Source organism: Proteus sp. MB838, assembly GCF_054767435.1.
This window is the reverse complement of sequence record NZ_BAABMO010000014.1, coordinates 39951-60884: the sequence shown is the minus strand read 5'-3', so window position 1 is coordinate 60884 and position 20934 is coordinate 39951. Positions and strand designations below refer to the sequence as shown.

23 protein-coding genes are annotated in these 20934 nt (G+C 41.2%); 3 read left to right on the top strand and 20 right to left on the bottom strand.

Translation table 11 applies throughout. The annotated features are described in order from the left end of the window. Window positions 1–9: 9 nt before the first annotated feature. From ycfP to yceD, 19 genes are all read right to left on the bottom strand, one after another. On the bottom strand, window positions 10–555 hold the full coding sequence (ycfP, locus tag ACYUCW_RS08285) for an alpha/beta hydrolase YcfP (RefSeq protein ID WP_004247100.1): 546 nt from the start codon (window positions 553–555) through the stop codon (window positions 10–12). Further along, window positions 552–1571 carry a beta-N-acetylhexosaminidase gene (nagZ, locus tag ACYUCW_RS08280; protein WP_004247099.1) on the bottom strand — a complete coding sequence of 340 codons (1020 nt, stop codon included), beginning with the start codon at window positions 1569–1571 and terminating at the stop codon, window positions 552–554. Before nagZ ends, ycfP begins: the two co-directional genes overlap by 4 nt. A 38-nt stretch (window positions 1572–1609) precedes the next feature. Then, window positions 1610–2521 carry a phosphotransferase gene (locus ACYUCW_RS08275; RefSeq protein ID WP_049198959.1) on the bottom strand — a complete coding sequence of 304 codons (912 nt, stop codon included), beginning with the start codon at window positions 2519–2521 and terminating at the stop codon, window positions 1610–1612. Beyond that, window positions 2514–3095, bottom strand: a complete 582-nt coding sequence (locus ACYUCW_RS08270) for a penicillin-binding protein activator LpoB (RefSeq protein ID WP_004247096.1) — start codon at window positions 3093–3095, stop codon at window positions 2514–2516. Before ACYUCW_RS08270 ends, ACYUCW_RS08275 begins: the two co-directional genes overlap by 8 nt. Before the next feature lie 14 nt (window positions 3096–3109). Further along, on the bottom strand, window positions 3110–3511 hold the full coding sequence (locus tag ACYUCW_RS08265; RefSeq protein WP_004247095.1) for a YcfL family protein: 402 nt from the start codon (window positions 3509–3511) through the stop codon (window positions 3110–3112). Window positions 3512–3552: 41 nt separating this feature from the next. Then, complete coding sequence (gene hinT, locus ACYUCW_RS08260) at window positions 3553–3903, bottom strand: purine nucleoside phosphoramidase (protein ID WP_004247827.1); 351 nt, start codon at window positions 3901–3903, stop codon at window positions 3553–3555. Window positions 3904–3967: 64 nt separating this feature from the next. Then, window positions 3968–4753 carry a metal-dependent hydrolase gene (locus tag ACYUCW_RS08255; protein ID WP_004247093.1) on the bottom strand — a complete coding sequence of 262 codons (786 nt, stop codon included), beginning with the start codon at window positions 4751–4753 and terminating at the stop codon, window positions 3968–3970. 67 nt (window positions 4754–4820) lie between these two features. Further along, window positions 4821–5807, bottom strand: a complete 987-nt coding sequence (gene holB, locus ACYUCW_RS08250; RefSeq protein WP_163748244.1) for a DNA polymerase III subunit delta' — start codon at window positions 5805–5807, stop codon at window positions 4821–4823. After that, window positions 5804–6448, bottom strand: a complete 645-nt coding sequence (tmk, locus tag ACYUCW_RS08245; protein WP_020945515.1) for a dTMP kinase — start codon at window positions 6446–6448, stop codon at window positions 5804–5806. Before tmk ends, holB begins: the two co-directional genes overlap by 4 nt. A gap of 2 nt (window positions 6449–6450) precedes the next feature. Then, window positions 6451–7473 (bottom strand): endolytic transglycosylase MltG, encoded by a 1023-nt coding sequence (mltG, locus tag ACYUCW_RS08240; protein ID WP_004251852.1) that lies wholly within the window; start codon window positions 7471–7473, stop codon window positions 6451–6453. A gap of 17 nt (window positions 7474–7490) precedes the next feature. Next, entirely contained in the window at window positions 7491–8318 is an 828-nt protein-coding gene (gene pabC, locus ACYUCW_RS08235; RefSeq protein ID WP_004247824.1) for an aminodeoxychorismate lyase, read from the bottom strand. Window positions 8319–8462: 144 nt separating this feature from the next. Further along, the gene (fabF, locus tag ACYUCW_RS08230; protein ID WP_004247823.1) at window positions 8463–9704 is read right to left on the bottom strand and encodes a beta-ketoacyl-ACP synthase II; all 1242 of its coding nucleotides are present in this window, start codon (window positions 9702–9704) and stop codon (window positions 8463–8465) included. A gap of 74 nt (window positions 9705–9778) precedes the next feature. Continuing rightward, window positions 9779–10015: an acyl carrier protein gene (gene acpP / locus ACYUCW_RS08225; protein ID WP_004247087.1), complete on the bottom strand. Its 237-nt coding sequence runs from the start codon at window positions 10013–10015 to the stop codon at window positions 9779–9781. A 157-nt stretch (window positions 10016–10172) separates the two neighbouring features. Beyond that, window positions 10173–10907 (bottom strand): 3-oxoacyl-ACP reductase FabG, encoded by a 735-nt coding sequence (gene fabG, locus ACYUCW_RS08220; protein WP_004247085.1) that lies wholly within the window; start codon window positions 10905–10907, stop codon window positions 10173–10175. Window positions 10908–10915: 8 nt separating this feature from the next. After that, on the bottom strand, window positions 10916–11848 hold the full coding sequence (fabD, locus tag ACYUCW_RS08215; RefSeq protein WP_012367763.1) for an ACP S-malonyltransferase: 933 nt from the start codon (window positions 11846–11848) through the stop codon (window positions 10916–10918). A 19-nt stretch (window positions 11849–11867) separates the two neighbouring features. Then, window positions 11868–12821: a beta-ketoacyl-ACP synthase III gene (locus ACYUCW_RS08210; RefSeq protein ID WP_004247821.1), complete on the bottom strand. Its 954-nt coding sequence runs from the start codon at window positions 12819–12821 to the stop codon at window positions 11868–11870. Between the two features lie 4 nt (window positions 12822–12825). Beyond that, window positions 12826–13863: a phosphate acyltransferase PlsX gene (gene plsX / locus ACYUCW_RS08205; protein ID WP_012367762.1), complete on the bottom strand. Its 1038-nt coding sequence runs from the start codon at window positions 13861–13863 to the stop codon at window positions 12826–12828. A gap of 24 nt (window positions 13864–13887) precedes the next feature. Further along, window positions 13888–14058, bottom strand: coding sequence for a 50S ribosomal protein L32 (gene rpmF / locus ACYUCW_RS08200; RefSeq protein ID WP_004247080.1), 171 nt, complete (start codon window positions 14056–14058; stop codon window positions 13888–13890). Window positions 14059–14063: 5 nt separating this feature from the next. Then, entirely contained in the window at window positions 14064–14597 is a 534-nt protein-coding gene (gene yceD / locus ACYUCW_RS08195) for a 23S rRNA accumulation protein YceD (protein ID WP_004247079.1), read from the bottom strand. Between the two features lie 141 nt (window positions 14598–14738). On the opposite strand from yceD, the gene ACYUCW_RS08190 reads away from it, so the two are divergent. Both ACYUCW_RS08190 and ACYUCW_RS08185 read left to right on the top strand, forming a co-directional pair. After that, window positions 14739–15338 (top strand): Maf family protein, encoded by a 600-nt coding sequence (locus ACYUCW_RS08190; protein ID WP_460408362.1) that lies wholly within the window; start codon window positions 14739–14741, stop codon window positions 15336–15338. Window positions 15339–15382: 44 nt separating this feature from the next. Then, entirely contained in the window at window positions 15383–15781 is a 399-nt protein-coding gene (locus tag ACYUCW_RS08185) for a hypothetical protein (protein ID WP_004247077.1), read from the top strand. A 106-nt stretch (window positions 15782–15887) separates the two neighbouring features. Here the strand turns inward: ACYUCW_RS08185 and rluC are convergent, their stop codons facing one another. Continuing rightward, window positions 15888–16841, bottom strand: coding sequence for a 23S rRNA pseudouridine(955/2504/2580) synthase RluC (rluC, locus tag ACYUCW_RS08180; RefSeq protein WP_004247076.1), 954 nt, complete (start codon window positions 16839–16841; stop codon window positions 15888–15890). Window positions 16842–17372: 531 nt separating this feature from the next. Here rluC and rne point away from each other — a divergent pair. Further along, window positions 17373–20894 carry a ribonuclease E gene (gene rne, locus ACYUCW_RS08175; protein ID WP_063215325.1) on the top strand — a complete coding sequence of 1174 codons (3522 nt, stop codon included), beginning with the start codon at window positions 17373–17375 and terminating at the stop codon, window positions 20892–20894. Window positions 20895–20934 lie beyond the last annotated feature (40 nt).

The following is a 20934-nucleotide window of genomic DNA, read 5'->3' as shown; positions in this document are numbered from 1 at the left end:
AAGCCAATTTTAAGCGGGGATTTTGCTATTAAATGCTTTAATTTTAAAAAGATGTTCTGACAAGCTTTTGAACTTATGTGTCTGCGTTTCATCCCAAATAATCGAATAATAAGGTGATAACTCATCAGCAGAACGCTGGTTATCTAAAATCTCATCATGACGGGATAAAATCACTAATGCATTGTCTCTATTTTTAGAGCGAAAATCTTGAATACACTTAGTGGCAATATCTAAATACTCTTCAGGTCTATCAATCTTATCAGTCATATTTTCATATGGAAAAAGATTGGGGTTAATCATTACTTGGCGAATATTAGATAAAAAACCGATACGCTCTGCCCAGTAGCCACCTAATCCTACACCACAAATCAGCACCGGCTGTTTTGTCGATTTAATCAGTTTATCCGTCTCTTTGAGTAGATGTTGCATATCGTGACGTGGATGCAACGTACTGTAACTGAGAAAACGGACATCAGGATCAATAAACTGTAGCTGTAATACCTTCTCATGATTTCCCGGACTGGTGGAATCAAAGCCATGTAAATATATAATCATGCGCGCTCCTGCCATTGCTCCTGTAATTGGGTCAGCATTTGATTCGCTTTTTTCCAACGATCAGATGCTTGCAGTTCACTTAATGTGTAACGACCTCGGTGATGGTACAACGCCGAAATGCGTTCTGCTTTGACAAAGGACAGGTTATCTAACACACTTACCGCCCCTTTACGGTTATTACACACTAAAAGCATATCACAACCCGCATCTAATGAACGTTGTGCTCTCTGCGCATAACTTCCCATAATAGCGGCACCTTCCATAGATAAATCATCTGAGAAAATAACGCCTTGGAAACCGAGTTGTTCACGTAAAATTGATTTCAACCAATAAGGAGAGCCACTTGCTGGACGCTCATCAATCTGAGAATAAATAACATGAGCTGGCATAATGGCATCTAATAATTGACGTTGGATAAAATCTTTAAAGATAGCCATATCACGTTGACGAATATCGTTTAAAGAGCGCTCATCACGTGGCGTTTCTTTATGGGAATCGGCTCTGACTGCACCATGACCAGGAAAATGCTTACCTGTTGATTTCATACCTGCAGAGCGCATTCCTTTAATAAAGCTTTCCGCCATATCCATAGCAATTTCTGGACACTCATGGAAAGAGCGCTCACCGATAGCAATACAGTCATGACCAAGATCTAGGACTGGAGCAAAGCTAATATCAATATCCATTGCGATCATTTCTGATGCCATTAACCAACCGGCCTCTTGTGCTAAGCGACTAGCTTGATAGCGCTCATTAAGCGCAGCATAAGATTGCGCAGCAGGTAAGCGAGTAAAACCATCACGAAAGCGCTGTACTCGCCCTCCTTCTTGGTCAACGGCAATCACTAAACGCTCATGGGAAGCATCACGGATTTGGCGCACTAATTCATTTAACTGCTCAGCGTCGTGGAAGTTGCGGGTAAAGAGGATCAAACCACCAACAAGGGGATGCTTTAAAATTTCACGCTCCTCGTTATCGAGCTCATATCCTTCAACATCAAGCATTACAGGACCCATAACATTCCTCTCTTTGTTATTGCAATAATAAAATCTTTTCAATTCATCAGACTAAAATAGCGACGTAAAGGTTCAGACATAGCCAAAAACGCGTTATCTTTGGTTTGTTGCCAACGAACCTCATACCACATCAGCATCATATACAAGATAAAGGGTTCTCTTGATAAAATACGCTGCTTTAATACGTTAACCGAATAAAACGACTGCTGTTGTGGGTGCTGCCTATTTTGCTGATCATTATTTAATTCAGTATAGTGATGATATGCACAATACTCATGTAAAAATGCTGTTTGTTGTGCGCTGTTTAACTGATTTGCGGCAAAAAATGTCATTAATGAATCTGCCGTATCAATATCAGCAGCATATTCCCAATCAATAAATTTTATACCTGAATCGCTCAGAAGAATATTCTCAGGATGAAGATCCATGTGAGCTGGCGCGTATTTTATGAGTGTACGTCGAGGTTGACGTAAAAAATCGTGATGTAAACGTAACCACTTTGGTGATAATCGTTTTCTGTCAATATGATACCAATAGACTGAAAGTTCATGCCACAAATCAAGAGGAAACCCAAAAGGTTTTTGCTGATGTAACTTAGCAATTTGATGAGCTAATGATTTGAGATGGGAGCCAAATAACTGCTGATGAGTAAGATGCTCACCCTCTAGCCACTGGAAAAAAAACCATGCACCATGGCGTTTAATAATATTTGGTGCAAGCTGAGTATTTAATAGCTGTTTTAAAATCGAAGACTCTTTTTTAGCCCTGACAAAAAGTGCCGTTTTTTCAGTGCCATAATAACGAGCAACCCAATCTATCCCATTAGTTTGCAAACGAAAAGTACCGCCCCCTAATCCCGCTAAGGCGGTTATTTGCCACTGTGATAAGGATATTGCGGGAAACCATTCCCGCAATAGACTCAATAACTGTTGTTGATAAGACTTACTCAACCTTATGGCGCCCGCTCCAGAGTATTTCTCCGCTCGCAACCGACATTAATTGCATGCTGATCACACGATTATCTTTCTTACCATCGACAGTAGAAAACAAAATATAGTCTGCTTGCAAATAACGCGCTAAACCAATTGCCGCACTGCGCAATCCTAAGCTATCTTCACCGGATAGTCCTAATGCTTTTCTTGCTGACATCATTTGTGCATAAGGAACTGTTTGTAATGCACTAATACTATTTACTGAGTCGATAATTGTATTAGTAGCATTAACTGCCTGGATATTTCCGCCCGAATTATTTTTTACATTATCAACCACTAATAATTTGCCAGTTGCTAAATCATCAGTGACAGACATCTCTCTAATTAATGGCTGAATGGCCGCGTTCCAATTAATACTGGTTATTTTTGGCGGTGTTGGTACAACCTCTATGGGTGGCTCGATAGGTTTAGGTGGCTCTGTTGGCTCTGTGGGAGTAACAGGCTCTACAGGTGCCGGGGGTTGTTGTGGTAACATCGATGGACAACCTGCCAGTAAAAATACCGCTGCCACCACAAATAGCATTTTTTTCATATGACTACCTTATCCTAAGTAAAGAGATAGACTCTGACATAACTCACTGTTTTATTGGGTATATCAGCACTGATCTCAGTATCACCATCGCCCAAAATCATCACATCATTTACGCGGCCTGCCGGAGAAATTTCCAGTCCTTGCTCGTTATACCAATAAAAACGATAACGAATAGAGACAGGATAAGATCGCGTATTCGATAACGTCACCGTGGCGCGACTCCCCTGTTCATAACGCGTCAATAATGGTTTGCCTGCCACAATACCTACAGCTAAAACCGACGGCTCCATCACAATAGATTGTTGACGATTAAAATAGAGTTTATTGTCTGAATGAGACGCAAAACATCCAGCCAATAACGTTGTCATCAACAATACTATAAGTAATGAATAAACCCTTTTAGCTTGTTTTATCATGCTGCTACCTTGTTGCCATGATGATCTATTATCACATTAGATTATTTGCTTAATAATGGCCCTAATGGTTTTCCACCTAAAAGATGCATATGAATATGGAAAACTTCTTGCCCACCATGTTTATTGCAATTCATTACTAAACGATATCCCTCTTCTGCAATACCTTCTTGCTGAGCAATTTTAGCTGCCACAACAAATAGATGACCTAAAACTTGTTCATCTTGTGCAGTAACATCGTTTACCGTTGGAATAAGTTTATTGGGGATAATTAAAATATGAGTAGGCGCTTGGGGTGAAATATCACGAAATGCAGTGACAGTATCATCTTGAAAAACGATATCTGCAGGAATTTCACCACGAATAATTTTACTAAAAATTGTCTCTTCTGCCATTTTTATCACCTTATTATTTATTTTAATTCCTAGCCATCACTCGCCAATATTTCTATTGAACAACTTAGTCTGCGAGGTTTGGTATTTGAAAAAGTGTTGCAAAATTACGGGTGGTTTGCTGAGCAAGCTCTTCTATGCTCACCCCTTTTAATACGGCCATATACTCAGCAACATCACGTACATAAGCGGGTTGGTTCTCTTTACCACGATGAGGCACTGGCGCTAAATATGGTGAGTCCGTTTCAACCAGAATACGATCAAGTGGTACGATACGTGCAGCTTCTCTAATTTGCTCGGCATTTCTAAATGTCACAATGCCTGAAAAAGAGATGTACATACCAAGATCAAGTAGCGCCATTGCTGTTTCTTTATCTTCCGTAAAACAGTGCAATACACCGCCACAGTCTTGAACCTTTTCTTCTTTTAAAATAGTTAGCGTATCTTCACGAGCGCTACGCGTATGTACAATAACAGGTTTATTAACTTGGCGCCCAATGCGAATATGTTCACGGAAAATTTCACGCTGAAGTGACGCATTTTCTTGTTGATAATAGTAGTCTAAACCTGTTTCGCCTAATGCAACAACATCGGCCTCAGCTGCAAGGCGCGCAAGCTCAGCGACATCGTGTCCCTCATCAAGGTTTAATGGGTGAATCCCACAAGAAAAAGCCACATTATCACGCTTGCCGATCAGTTCGCGCATATTTTTAAAGCCAGGTAATGTTGTTGCGACAGCTAACATATATTTGACATCACGCTGTTGTGCTTTTTCTACAACATCATCAATATTTTTGTGCAGTTTTTCATAATCTAAGCTGTCAAGATGGCAGTGTGAATCAACTAAAAACATAATGTACTCTCATCGTTATATAACTTTATATTATTTCTTTTACTTGTCTGCTAAATGGAAAGGGAAATTATTTCCCTAGAGCAACTAGCTGGGCTTCCCAATCAAGTAACTGTTCTGCCAACAATAGCTCTTTATTGATTGCTGGAATGGTAACTAATTGATGGCGACACTGTTTCCAACTTTCGCTCACCGCTAACAACATTGCAGAAGGCAACTGTGATAACGCCATAATTAATGGCTGCTTATCTTGGTTGACACAATACACTTCAGCATGAGTTTGTCGTTTTAAAGCATCCAACAGTAATGATAATAACCAATAGATCTTACGTTCAGCATTATCTTGATTGAACTGAGCTAACAACCCATATAAATTTCGTTGTTGTAAGCTAACATATAACGCTTGGCAGAAGACTTCCCTTTCTTGCCATTCTTGTTTTAGTAATGATAACGCTAAAACGGGCGCACCTTGAGATAGGTTTAATGCTGTGACACCATCGGCATAAGCCATATTAGGTAGCTGCTGTTGTAACCAATGTATCGCATAATTCATCTCAGGCGGTGCTAAATGGTAATAGAAACAGCGACTACGTAGTGTTGCTAGCAATATTTCAGGTTGTTGACAATTCAATAAAAAATAGCAATTAACTGGTGGCTCTTCTAAGGTCTTTAATAACGCATTGGCTGCCGCTTCTGTTAATGCCTCAACCTCTTTTATCCATACCACTCGTGAGCCACCTTGTTGTGCATGGTGCTCAAGCTTTTCGGTGACTTTTCTAACCGCTTCGATCCCTATTGATGACTTTCCCTTTTCATTTTGCAAGATATGCCAATCTGGATGTGTTTCTGCCAACATCAAACGGCAACTATGACACTCATTACAGCTTTTTGAACCCTGCTTATTCTGACACATTAACCAACGACTTAACCCATAAGAAAGTGCATCAGCCCCCATTCCTTGAGATGCATGCAACAAAATCGCATGATGACCACGCCCTTCTTGGTACATATTTACCAGTTGTCGATATGCCTGATTTAACCAAGGATACCAATTCATAATGCGCTATTTTCCTGAGTCAGCCACTGATTGAGTACATCGCGAATATCCGCTTGTACTTTATCAATATCTTGTGATGCATCAATGGTAATAATCGAGGCGTCTTCTTTTGCTAATGCTTGATAACGTTCACGAGTGCGGTAAAAAAAGTCCATAGACTCTTTTTCTATTCTGTCCAATTCACCTCGTGCTCGTGCTCTGGCTAGACCAACGGCCGGATCTAAATCAAGATAAAGGGTAAGATCAGGTTTAAAATCTGCTAATACCGTATCACGTAGTGACTTCATCAGGGCTTTGTCTATTCCTCGACCACCACCTTGATATGCTTGTGAAGAGAGATCGTGTCTATCTCCTATCACCCACTTACCTTGGGCTAAAGCTGGTTTTATCACATTTTCAACCAGTTGCACACGTGCAGCATATAACATTAGCAATTCAGCTTTATCAGTAACTTTTTCGCCTTTAATACCTTGTTTAATCAATTCCCGTAATTTTTCTGCAAGCGGAGTTCCCCCCGGCTCGCGCGTAAAGGCCAAATCGGTGATCCCTTGTTGTTTTAATGTATCAACAACCGTTTGAATAGCACTGGTTTTGCCAGCCCCTTCTAATCCTTCAATAACAATAAATTTGCTGTTTTTCATAATTATCTTTGTTGTAAGCGTCGGTATTGTGCGACGGCTTTATTATGCTCCGCCAACGTTGTAGAAAATTTATGCCCCCCAGTGCCATCTGCGACAAAATAGAGATAACGCGTATCCGCAGGATGTGCTGCGGCTTTAATGGAAGCAACACTTGGCATAGCAATCGGTGTTGGCGGTAGCCCATCAATTTGGTAGGTATTGTAAGGCGTATAGCCATTAAGATCACTGCGATAAATCGTACCGCGATATTTATCACCTAACCCATAAATCACAGTGGGATCAGTTTGTAAGCGCATATTACGTTTTAAACGATTAACAAACACCGAGGCCACTTTGTTTCTTTCTGCATCAATGCCAGTCTCTTTTTCAATAATCGATGCCATAATCAACATTTCATAGGCAGATTTATAGGGTAAATCACTATCGCGTTTTAGCCACTCTTCTTCTAATGTTTTTTCCATTTGCTGATAAGCACGTTTTAAAATGGCGATATCCGTCGTGCCTGCGGTGTAATGGTAAGTATCAGGAGCAAACCAACCCTCAAGATGGGTAATTTCAGGCTTCATTCCTATCTCTTGGCGTAACTTATCGCTTTCCATACCATTTGCGACAATCTTTAACTCAGGGGCTTTATCAAAAATAGCTTGCCAATCACTTAAACGGCTACCCTCGATAAATCGAATCGTAAACTGCGCCTCTTTGCCACTTTTTATTAACAGCAAAACATCCCGCAGTGTCATACCTTTTGTTAAACGATAAGTCCCTGCTTTAAATTGACTGAGTTCTGGTTTTACTTTTAATAAAATTTGAAAATAATCTCCTTGTTTAAGAAGATTATTCTTAATAAGCAATTGTTCCATCGCAATACGCCCTGTTCCTGCCGGAACAGTAAGCAGCATTTCATCTTGCTTTACCACAACATTGTTCTCTAACCCACGAAGGCTTTGCATAATATATAATGTGGCTGCGCCAGCGCTAATCAATAATGCAAAAAAGGCTATCCAAACTAATTTTTTTATCTTCATTTATAACTCATCAAACGTTAAGTCAGTGACAAACAGTGTTGTAAAACAACATGGTAAGCGTCTCTATCGCGATATTGATAGTGCTTATCATCTGAAAAATAGATCTGTTTTACGGGAATAATGGGCATCAGTGCATTGGTTAACCAAATTTCATCTGCTTGATAGAGCGTTTGCGGTTTTTCTCGCACAATGTGAATATCCCAGTCCAATTGTTGCGCAAAATCTAATACCTGCTGGCGCATGATCCCATTCACCCCCGAAAGGCTAATATCCGGAGTAAATAATTGATTTCCTTTACGCCAGAAAAGATTTGCGGCATTCGCTTCAACTAAATATCCTTCATTGTCACACACTAACATGTCATCAAATGGGGTTGTTTCTAAATGGTGTTTAATCAGCACTTGCTCTAAGCGATTAAGATGCTTGATACCGGCTAATAAACTATTTTGTCCCAATCTCACTGGGCTAATGGCTAAAGAAACCCCTTGCTTTTGTAATTTATGATAATAAAACGGGTAAGTTGAGCAGGATGTGATCACTGTGGGTGTGTCAAAGCCTTTCGATGAATAGCCTCGCCCACCGCTTCCGCGGCTAATAATCACCTTAATAACACTTTTTTCAGTGATTGTGGACGCTATTTGTAGAAGATGGCTGGCTAACCATTGCCAGTCTGGTGAGGGCAAAAACAGTGCATCACAACCGCGTTGTAAACGTTTAAGGTGAGCAGATAATAGAATAGGTTTACCTTGTTCAACGGCAAGTGTTGTAAAACAGCCATCGCCAAATTGTACCGCACGATCACTTACATTGATGCTTTGTTGCTGTTGCCCATTTACCCAATACATCAAACACCTTATTTATAATCTATGTTATTGATATTTTTTGTACATGATAAACAAGTTAATGTAAAAGGACAAAGCTATAGATAAAATAAAAGACCCAGCATGACGTCTGGGTCTTTAGACTAATTCAATACGCGAATAAGCGGTTTACACACGCTTAAAGAGAATCGAACCGTTGGTACCACCAAAGCCAAATGAGTTACATAGTGCATAGTCCATGTTCTCAACTTTACGCGCTTTATGTGGTACGAAATCAAGGTGACAATGTTCATCTTGATTATCAAGATTGATTGTTGGCGGTACAATTTGGTCACGTAAAGACAAAATAGTAAAGATAGACTCAATCGCCCCGGCAGCACCTAATAAGTGACCCGTCATCGATTTTGTTGAGCTAACTAATACATCAGTCCCTTTGCCAAATACCGTTTCAACAGCTTGCGCTTCTGCAATATCACCCGCATTAGTAGAAGTACCATGCGCATTGATATAACCGACATCAGCAGCGGTAATACCCGCATCTTTCAATGCGTTTTCCATTGCAAGTGCACCACCGGCGCCATTTTCTGCAGGAGAGGTCATATGGTAAGCATCACTACTCATACCAAAGCCAACAACTTCTGCATAAATTTTAGCGCCACGTGCTTTAGCGTGTTCATACTCTTCGAGGACTAACACACCTGCACCATCACCTAACACGAAACCATCACGATCTTTATCCCATGGGCGACTTGCCGCTTGAGGATCATCATTACGTGTTGATAATGCACGTACTGCACCAAAACCACCAACACCTAATGGTGTTGTTGCTTTTTCAGCACCGCCCGCTAACATCACATCAGCATCACCATAAGCGATAATACGAGCGGCATGCCCGATATTATGTACACCTGATGTACATGCAGTTGCGATAGAAATGGTCGGTCCACGTAAGCCATAAATAATGCTTAAATGGCCAGCAACCATATTAATGATGGTTGAAGGAACAAAGAATGGGCTAATTTTACGAGGGCCACCATTGATTAATGATGAATGATTTTCCTCGATAAGGCCTAAGCCACCAATACCAGAACCAATAGCAGCTCCGATACGACTTGCATTGGCTTCTGTTACTTCAAGACCTGAATCCGCAATGGCTTGAACACCTGCTGCAATACCATATTGAATAAAGAGATCCATCTTGCGCGCATCTTTACGCGAAAGATTGTAATCTTCATGATTGAAATCTTTTACCAATCCTGCGAATTTAGTCGCATGATGACTGGTGTCAAATTCTTCGATAAGGCCGATACCACTCTGTCCGGCACACACAGCTTTCCAAGAAGCTTCTGCGTTATTACCGACAGGAGATAACATGCCTAGTCCGGTCACAACTACACGACGCTTAGACACGCTTATCCTCCAAGGAGGGAAAAAGTTTAGGATTAAGAATATAGGCGGTCGAGTGACCGCCTAGATTAGCAAGCTTATTTACCTGCGTTTTCAACGTAATCAATAGCAGCTTGAACTGTAGTAATTTTTTCTGCTTCTTCGTCTGGGATTTCGATATCGAATTCTTCTTCCAGAGCCATTACCAGCTCAACTGTGTCAAGAGAATCAGCGCCTAAGTCATCAACAAATGAAGCTGAATTCACAACTTCTTCCTCTTTAACACCCAGTTGTTCAACAATGATTTTCTTAACGCGTTCGTCGATAGTGCTCATACTATTAAATTTCCTATCAAAACTCGCTTGCGCGATGATTTTCTTAGTTTATAAATACAGGAAAAGATCTAACCAATCCCGACTGTGTGGACTACTTTATTCGCTATATTTTGCATTATATTGTACGCAAAAAGCAAATATAAAGACGTCCCCGTAATTAGACCATGTACATGCCGCCATTGACATGCAATGTTTCACCCGTGATATAGCCTGCTTCATCAGAAGCTAAGAAAGCTACAGCACTGGCAATCTCTTTGGCATCACCTAAACGGTTAGCTGGCACTTGAGATAAAATACCGGCTCTTTGGTCTTCTGTTAACGCTCTGGTCATATCAGTTTCGATAAAGCCAGGAGCAACAACATTTACCGTAATGCCACGGGAAGCAACTTCGCGTGCTAATGATTTACTAAAACCAATCACACCCGCTTTTGCTGCCGCGTAGTTTGCCTGTCCAGCATTACCCATGGTTCCAACTACTGAACCAATAGTAATTATGCGACCATAACGTTTTTTCATCATAGCACGCATAACTGCTTTAGACAGACGGAAGACTGATGAAAGATTAGTGTCAATGATATCTTGCCACTCATCATCTTTCATGCGCATCAACAGGTTATCACGAGTAATACCTGCATTATTGACCAAAATATCAATTTCGCCAAATTCCGCGCGCACATCAGCTAAAAATTTTTCAATAGAGTCAGTTTCTGTGACGTTTAACACAAAACCTTTACCTTTATTGCCTAAATATTCGCTGATCGCTTTAGCACCGTTTTCACTCGTTGCTGTACCAATTACGGTAGCACCACATGCTATTAGCTTTTCTGCAATCGCACGGCCAATACCACGGCTTGCACCAGTAACTAGCGCTATTTTTCCGTCAAATCCCATGAGATCCCTCAGTCATTTCCTAATGCAGCGTCTAATGATGCAATATCATTAACTGCCGCAGCGTTCATCTCTTTAGAAATACGTTTCGTTAAACCAGTTAATACTTTACCGGGTCCTATTTCTAATAATTGTGTGATGCCCTTGCCAGCAATAAATTCAACCGTTTCAGTCCAGCGGACTGGGTTATAAAGCTGACGAACTAATGCATCTCGAATAGCATTAGCATCGGTTTGTGCTTTCACATCAACATTATTAACAACTTGAATTTCAGGTTGTTTAAATTCAATTTCTTGTAATGCAACAGCTAACTTATCTGCAGCAGGCTTCATTAAAGCACAGTGAGAAGGCACACTTACCGCTAAAGGTAACGCACGTTTTGCTCCAGCTTCTTTACATAATGCCCCTGCACGCTCTACGGCTTCTTTATTACCCGCAATCACCACTTGACCGGGTGAGTTAAAGTTCACAGGTGAGACAACTTGTCCTTGAGCCGCATCTTCACAAGCTTTTGCAATAGCATCATTATCTAATCCGATAATTGCATACATGGCGCCAGTACCTGCAGGTACAGCCTCTTGCATTAATTGACCGCGCAATTCTACTAGTTTAATCGCCGCAGCAAAATCAATTACGCCAGCACAGACTAAAGCAGAATACTCACCAAGACTGTGACCTGCCATCATTTGTGGCATTTTGCCTTGCTTTTCTTGCCATACTCGCCAAATAGCAACGGATGCTGCTAATAATGCCGGCTGTGTTTTCCATGTTTTGTTTAACTCTTCTTCAGGACCATTTTGCACTAAATCCCAAAGAGAATAACCCAATACATCAGATGCTTGAGCAAATGTTTCTGTCACTATTGGATAATGCTCGGCAAGTTCTGCAAGCATTCCAATCGCTTGTGATCCCTGTCCAGGGAAAACCATTGCAAAATCAGTCATGTTTATTTTCCTGATAATATTAAAAACGGATAAGTGCAGAGCCCCAAGTAAAGCCGCCACCAAACGCTTCTAACAGAATTAACTGCCCACGTTGAATGCGATTGTCTCTTACAGCTTCATCTAATGCTGTAGGAACGGATGCTGCTGACGTATTACCGTGGCGATCTAATGTCACCACGACTTTATCCATTGTCATATCCAGCTTTTTGGCTGTTGCTGAAATAATTCTTAAATTTGCTTGATGAGGCACAAGCCAGTCGAGTTCCGATTTATCAATATGATTCGCTTCTAATGTTTCATCCACAATGTGGGCAAGTTCACGAACTGCGACTTTAAAGACTTCATTCCCTGCCATGGTGACATAAGCAGGTAAGTCTTGATTTTCTCTATCCTGATAAGGCAGAGCTAACAGCTCACCAAAACGCCCATCAGAATGTAAATGTGTAGAAATAATACCTGACTCTTCAGAAGCACCGACAACGACGGCACCAGCAGCATCACCGAAAAGAATAATTGTACCGCGATCGTTAGGATCTAACGCATGTGATAAGCGATCAGCACCAATCACTAAAGCTTGTTTCACCGTGCCAGCCTTAATAAATTGATCAGCGATACTTAACGCGTAAACGAATCCTGAGCACGCGGCTGCAACATCAAACGCGATACAATCAGCAATACCGAGGGCGTGTTGAATTTGACATGCCGCACTCGGAAACGCATGAGAGCCTGATGTTGTGGCAACGATAATTAAGCCAATTTCTTGTCTATCAATATCAGCCATTTCTAATGCATTCTCAGCGGCACTCGCACCCATTTTGGCAACAGTTTCTTCTTCTGTTGCGATACGACGTTCATGAATACCTGTTCTGGTGACAATCCACTCGTCTGATGTATCAACCATTTTTTCTAAATCGGCATTAGTTCGCACTTGTACAGGCAAGTAACTACCAGTACCTAAGATTTTTGTATACATACTATCAATCACTCTTGGGTAATACTGTATTCAGACGTGAGGCAATTCGTTCTGGAATTTGTCGCTCAATGGCCTGAACAGCCTGTTCTATTGCTGCTGTAAACGCGTTTTCATTTGCGCCACCATGGCTTTTAATGACGATACCGCGTAATCCTAACAGAGAAGCACCGTTATACTGGTCGGGGTTCATATGGCCAAAACGCTTATTTAGGCGTTTTTGTAACCATTTCTTCAATAATTTCATCCACCACGACGTTTTTTTATTGTCACCAGTAGAAGATTTAATCAATGAAAGGAAGACTCTAATCACCCCTTCCATTGTTTTAAGGGAAACATTACCTGCGAAGCCGTCACACACCAACACATCTGTTTTGCCGGTCAGTAACTCGTTACCTTCCACATAACCAATATAGTTTATATTTGGTGTCGCCTTAAGAACGGTGGCGGCTTCGCGGATATTATCTAATCCCTTACTCTCTTCTTCACCAATATTTAAAAGTGCCACTTTAGGTGAATGTATACCTGCAATTTCTTCTGCCATCACGGCACCCATAACAGCAAATTGAACTAACATTTGGCTATCACAGTTAACGTTCGCGCCTAAATCAAGAACGACGGTCTTGCTTTTTTTCTGATTAGGTAACACAGAAACCAATGCAGGACGTTCTATTCCATCAATCGCTTTGAGCCGAAGTTTTGCTAACCCCATCAACACACCGGTGTTACCTGCACTTACACATGCCTGTGCTTCCCCTGTTTTCACCAGATCGAGTGCCACGCGCATTGATGTACCTTTACTTGCTCTAATAGCATGTGAAGGTTTGGCATCATTGGCGACAATATGTTCAGCCGGTATAACATGTAAACGGGAGATTAGCTCAGCATTTTGATTTGCAAGCAGAGGAGAGATAGAGTCTGGTTGACCCACCAGCAATATTTTTAAATGAGGATTAGATGCCAGCGCCCGCAAACATGCAGGCACTGTGATACGAGGACCGAAGTCCCCGCCCATCGCATCTAACGCTATGGTTAGATTTGTCAAAGTATCAACGAGCTATAAAGCTAATTACTTGTTGATAACCTTGCGGCCACGGTAGTAACCGTCAGCAGTTACATGGTGACGCAGGTGAGTTTCACCAGAAGTTTTGTCAACAGAAACATGAGTTGCTGTCAGTGCGTCATGAGAACGACGCATACCACGTTTAGAACGAGTTGGTTTGTTTTGTTGTACGGCCATTGACCTTACTCCTTAGTACTTTTCTTTAAACTGGCTAATACGGCAAATGGATTCGGCTTCTCTGATAATTCTTCAGGGAGTTCACCGAACACTTGTTCCGCGTCGGACACTTCACAGTGTTCAAAATCATGTACCGGAACCACCGGCAAGTTGAGGATTATTTCATCTTCAATCATCGCCAGCAAATCTATTTCACCAAAATCGTCTACGTCGATTGGCTCATATTCTTCCGGTAATGCTTCAGCCCGTTCATCACTAACAACAGGGCTAAAACAATATGTTGTGTGAACATGATAGGGAAAATGGCCCCCGCAACGCTGACACTCTAAAGTGACATCCACATCGGAATGCCCTTTGATGACTGCCAAACGTTGATGGTCAATATCAAATGATAAAGCCACATCAATATTACTGTCCACACTGACCACCGATTCAGCTAAGCGGCTAACTTGCTCAGAGGAATATTGACCGTCATAGTCTAAATTCTTCTGTGCTGCTCGCAGCGCATCAATGGTCAGGGGTAATTTTACCTTTTGCATAAGGCGCGCATATTATCTTTGTAATGGAATATAGTCAAAGAAAAAGGCGGGTTATCTACACCTTTCCACCAAAATTCGCTTTATCAGCGGCGCATAGTTTAGAATGTCGGGCATCATTTTGCTACGGATTTTATAAAAAATATGTTGCCACTGGTTCTTGCGTCGAATTCACCCTTCCGAGCTCAGCTTCTGAAAAAGCTTGGAATGCCCTTTATACAGGCCTCCCCAAACATTGACGAAACCCCTTTGCCCACAGAGTGTGCACAAGCGTTAGTCACTCGTTTATCCTATGAAAAAGCGCGTGCTTTAGAGGTACAATACCCAAATCACTTAATTATTGGTTCAGATCAGGTTTGTGTACTCAATAAAAAAATTACGGGTAAGCCTTTTAATTTTGAAAACGCTTTTGCACAATTAAAACAAGCATCCGGTCAATGTGTATCATTTTATACTGGATTAACTTTATATAATAGCTCAACATTAGCCTATGAAAGTCATTGTGAATTATTTCAAGTTCACTTTCGGCATTTAACCGATGATGAAATTATCGGCTATTTAAATAAAGAAACGCCGTTTTATTGCGCAGGAAGTTTCAAATCTGAGGGGTTAGGAATTACTCTGTTCGATAAATTAAGCGGTGATGACCCAAATTCTTTAATCGGATTACCACTTATCCGATTGAATAAAATGTTACTCTCACAAAGAATTAACCCATTACTTTCCACAGATAATCAGGAATAGTCGTGATTGTCTTATTTTAATCTTATTTAGCGATAAAGCGTATTATGAATAAATTAGCATCAATTTTGGCAGCTTTAATCCTTACGGCATCGGTAGTAGGTTGCTCTGATGAGAAAGCACCTGACAATTCAGCCGTAAAAGCAGACAACAGTAGTAATGTTGCCCAAAATACTGATCCCAAAAAAGAAGATGAAAGTGCATCTTCATTTAAAAAGAACTTTATTAGTAGTTGCATACTCGGTTCTGGTGTGACTGATGATGCACTAATACCACAAATTACCGAAGTTTGTAGCTGTACTTACGATAACATCATCAAAGATTATGGTATGACCGAATTTATTCGTGTTGATATGGAAATGAGAAAAGACGGCTCTAAATCGCTACCGAAAGAGTGGAATATCGATAAAATTGTTGAGCAATGTATATCAACCATCACCAAATAACCTTGGCTGGATACTGATCCTATTTTCTAGGACGACAACGGTAAATCATTTGCAAACAAAGTGGGAAAAAATTTTCTCCCACTTTGCTAGTTTGAAAACAGTAGTATTAAGATTTTTGATTGCGTAATACTTGTAAACAGTAACGTAACGTTTTATCCATCGGCGCTTCAATACGCATTTTTTCCCCTGTTGAGGGATGAATAAAGGTTAATGAACTCGCATGTAAAAAGAGACGATTAAGCTTGGTTGAAGCTAATTGTGTATCAAAATCACGATCACCATAGCGATCATCAAAAGCAATAGGATGGCCGGCATGTAATGTATGGACACGAATTTGATGAGTTCGTCCCGTGACAGGACTTGCTTTAACTAAGGTCGCAAATTCAAAGCGCTCTTCTACCTTAAAGCGTGTTTCTGATGGTTTACCTTCACTACTTACTTTAACCACACGCTCACCACTTTGTAGGATATTTTTCAATAAAGGGGCTTGTACTACTTTTGTATGAGATTGCCATTGACCACGTACTAAGGCTAAATAATCTTTTTGCATCTGTTTTAATCTTAGCTGTTCGTGTAGTGAACGCAGGGCTGAGCGCTTTTTAGCAATCAACAATACCCCAGAGGTATCTCTATCAAGGCGATGCACTAATTCTAGAAATCTCGCTTCTGGGCGCAATGCCCTTAAACCTTCAATCACACCAAAACTGAGTCCGCTACCACCATGTACTGCCGTCCCTGATGGCTTATTAATCAGCATCACATGTTCATCTTCATATAAAATACACTCAGCAAGTGCTGATACTTTTTCTAACTTAGGCGATACCGCATGTTCTTCTTTTTCTGCTACCCGGACAGGAGGAATACGAATGCTATCCCCTGCAGCTAATTTATATTCAGGCTTAATGCGCCCTTTATTAACCCGAACTTCACCTTTGCGGATAATTCGGTAAATCATACTTTTCGGTACACCTTTTAAGCGTGCCAGTAAAAAATTATCAATACGCTGGCCTGCTTCATCGCCATCAATGGTGACGAACTGAACTTGATTAAATGATTTCATAGTGGCGATTTTTTAGCTCTCTTAAAATAAAAAATGACAAACAAATTATTGGTGCACAAAATAACATCAAATTGGGTGCCTATTTTAACCTGATTAATGGGAAAAAGACGAAACATTAACTAATCTCTCATATTTATACAGAAAAAGTCACCAAAGCGGAAAAGTCATCTTGCTATAACCCCAACACCAATGGAATAATGCAGACTCTCCTGATTAAGTTTATCAGGTATATTTATGAAATTTTGTTTGTTTGATATTCAAATGCAGCAATGGCGTAAGACATAGTCGAATATCAAACAATTTAGTATGCCATAAATACATCACTTATTGAGTTGGCACATTACGTCTCAATTAAAGAGTGCTGAATTTTAGAACTGAAAATCAGACTCACCGACAAATTGCACCTCTATACAATCGACAACCGTGAGGTTGACGCCTTTGTAAAAGACACGAGGTCATCGGTTATCAATAGTGTAATTACGTATGTCAGTGGCACATTATAAAACGTGAAAATAACGAGTAAGTCACAATATGAAAAGAATGTTAATTAACGCGACTCAACAGGAAGAGTTGCGTGTTGCCCTTGTTGATGGGCAACGTTTGTATGATCTGGATATCGAAAGCCCCGGACATGAGCAAAAAAAAGCCAATATCTATAAAGGTAAAATCACCCGAATTGAACCCAGTCTAGAAGCCGCTTTTGTTGATTATGGTGCGGAACGCCACGGTTTCCTTCCTATCAAAGAAATTGCCCGCGAATATTTTCCTAGTAATTATCACTCACATGGTCGTCCTAACATCAAAGATGTTTTAAAAGAAGGTCAAGAGGTAATTGTACAGGTAGATAAAGAAGAGCGCGGAAATAAAGGTGCTGCTTTAACCACCTTTATTAGCCTTGCAGGTAGCTATTTGGTATTAATGCCAAATAACCCTCGTGCTGGCGGTATTTCTCGTCGTATTGAAGGGGAAGATCGCACTGAATTAAAGGAAGCATTATCTAGCCTTGATATTCCTGATGGAATGGGGTTGATTGTTCGTACTGCAGGTGTGGGTAAATCCGCAGAAGCATTACAACAAGATTTAAGCTACCGTTTAAGACATTGGGATGCTATCAAAAAAGCAGCGGAAAGTCGCCCTGCTCCTTTTCTGATCCACCAAGAAAGTAACGTGATTGTACGTGCTTTCCGTGATTATTTACGACCAGATATTGGTGAGATCTTAATTGATAACGCTAAAGTAGTTGAAATGGCTCGTAGCCATATTGAAGCCATTGGTCGTGGTGATTTTGCTAGCAAAATTCGCCACTACACAGGGGCTGTACCACTATTTAGTCACTACCAAATTGAATCTCAAATTGAATCAGCCTTCCAACGTGAAGTCCGTTTACCTTCGGGTGGCGCTCTGGTTATTGATACAACAGAAGCATTAACCGCTATCGATATTAACTCATCTCGTTCAACACGAGGTGGCGATATTGAAGAGACAGCCTTTAACACTAACTTAGAAGCTGCTGATGAAATTGCGCGCCAACTCCGTCTACGTGACCTTGGTGGTTTGATTGTTATCGACTTTATCGATATGACCCCTGTTCGTCATCAGCGTGAAGTAGAAAATAGAATGCGTGAGGCTGTGCGCCAAGATCGCGCACGTATTCAAATAGGTCGCATTTCGCGTTTCGGCTTATTAGAGATGTCACGTCAGCGTTTAAGTCCTTCATTAGGTGAATCAAGCCATCATGTTTGTCCGCGTTGTTTAGGCACAGGGACTATCCGTGATAATGAGTCACTTTCTCTTTCTGTATTGCGTCTTATCGAAGAAGAAGCATTAAAAGAAAATACTCATGAAGTACACGCTATTGTGCCCGTACAAATTGCCTCTTACTTGCTCAATGAAAAACGTAAGGCAGTCACCGATATTGAGTTGCGCCAAGCCAATGTCAAAGTAGTGATTGTTCCTAATGATCAAATGCAAACACCGCATTTCTCAGTTATTCGTGTGCGCAAGGGCGAAGAGATCTCTTCATTAAGCTATAATTTAGCGCAATATCACGAAACTCAGTTAAATGAAGCAGAAGATGAAGCCGTACCTGAGCGTAAAGCGCCAGAGCAACCGGCGATATCCGCTTTTGCATTACAAGATAATAGCGCTGACACCACCAATAAGAAAAAATCTGCACCAACTCCAGCTAAACAGGTGAAGAAAAGCGAAACAACAGAGAATGGTGGATTCTTTAGTGCTATTGCAAAATTCTTCTCTAACTTATTTGCGAGTCAGCCAGAGCCTGTAGTTGAAGAAAAACCGCAAGAAAGCAAAAAAGAGAATAATGAAAACCGTCGTGAGCGCCGAAATAATAACAATCGTCGCAATAATAACCGCCGTGAACGCGATAATGATCGCAATCGTGACCACGAGCGCAATCGCGATAACGTAACGAGCGAAGAAAATCGTAAGAACCGTAATCAGAAAGCGCAAAATGCCAATACTGAAGTCAGTAATGAGCAAGAAATCGCTGAACGTGAAGCCCGTCGTCAACAACGCCGTGAACAACGTGCAGAACAACGTCGTCGTCAGGAAGAAAAACGTCAGCAACAACAAGAAGCTGCGAAAGCCGCACAAAATACAGCGGAAAATGACAATGTAGCAAAACAGGCTGAGAAGAAAGAAGAACCTCGTCGCCCTGTTATGCCTCGTCGTGCTCGCCGTCAATTAACGCAATCTGTTCGTGTTACTGATGCTGTCGCAACACCTGCTATTGATGTTGCTGTGAGCGACTCACCGGTTTCTGAGCCACCAGCGACAGTGGTTAGTCAATTACCATCATCAGAAAAACAGCAAGTTGCGAAACCAGTAGCGACGGTTAAAGATGAGCAAGAACAAGTTTCTGCTAATGCGTTAACTGATACTGTAAAAGCACAAGAAGAAGTGAAAAAAGAAGAGAATGCGGGCCAACAAGAAAATGTGATGCCACGTCGCTCTCGCCGTTCACCTCGTCATTTACGTGTTAGTGGGCAACGTCGTCGCCGTTATCGTGATGAACGTACATTAGTCTCCCCTATGCCGCTAACGATGGCCGTAGCTTCTCCAGAGCTTGCGTCAGGTAAAGTATGTATTCATTACCCTGTCACACCAATTAGTGATGCACCATTTGTTGAGAATAATGTTGAAAATAGCACTGACAATACAGTTGCTAAAAACTTCATTACACATAAAGATCCACAAATGGTTGCTATTGCACCAGAAGTATCAGAAACCATTGCTGCAGATGTTGCTCAGGCTCAAACAGCAAATACTGAAGCAACTGAAGCGACTTATTCGGTCACAGTTAGTACTGAATCAACCACTGAAGCTGTAGCTGAAATTGTCGCAATTGCACCGCAAGAAACGACTGCTGATATTAATGAGTCAACTGCCGATCATGTAGAAGAAAACGCTGTTAACAACGTTATTGCTGACGTTAATACCCAAGAGCATGTTACTCGTAAAGAGAATATCTCTGCGGTATTAAATACAACGGAAGCTTATCTACATGAAGTGACTGAGCAAGCAGATGTTGCCGAAGAGAAAACAGAAACCACTCATAATAAAGTCATAGCTAATGCTGATCATGAAACCGCTAGTGAAGACACCCATAGTGACATGACAACGCAAGCGCCTGTACCTGAGATGCCAGCAACAACCCAAGCATCGACTGAATGTGCGGCAGAGCAACATGTAGAGCAAACTGCTTCTCAATCTACACCTGTAGAAACACAGCCTGAAGTGACCGAGCCTGTTACTGAAACTAAAACGGAAACCGAAGTCGTATCGGTTGAAGTTAAGCAGCCAGCTAAAGTGACCGTTATTCGTCAAGAGCCAGCAGTACGCCAGTTACATGCTAGCTCGCCAATGACGAAAGCTCCGGCATCTACAGATGTGCCTGTAGCAATTGAAATCAAAGCATGGGATGCACGTCCAGCCTTTGATAAGCAAGGCCGTAGCGGTGCGGGTGGTCATTGTTCAACTAATCATGCTTCATCTGAAATGACTAAAGCGTCAACGCATAGTGAGTCATAAGAGAAAAGAAGCAATAATATAACGCGATAAAATATCCGTT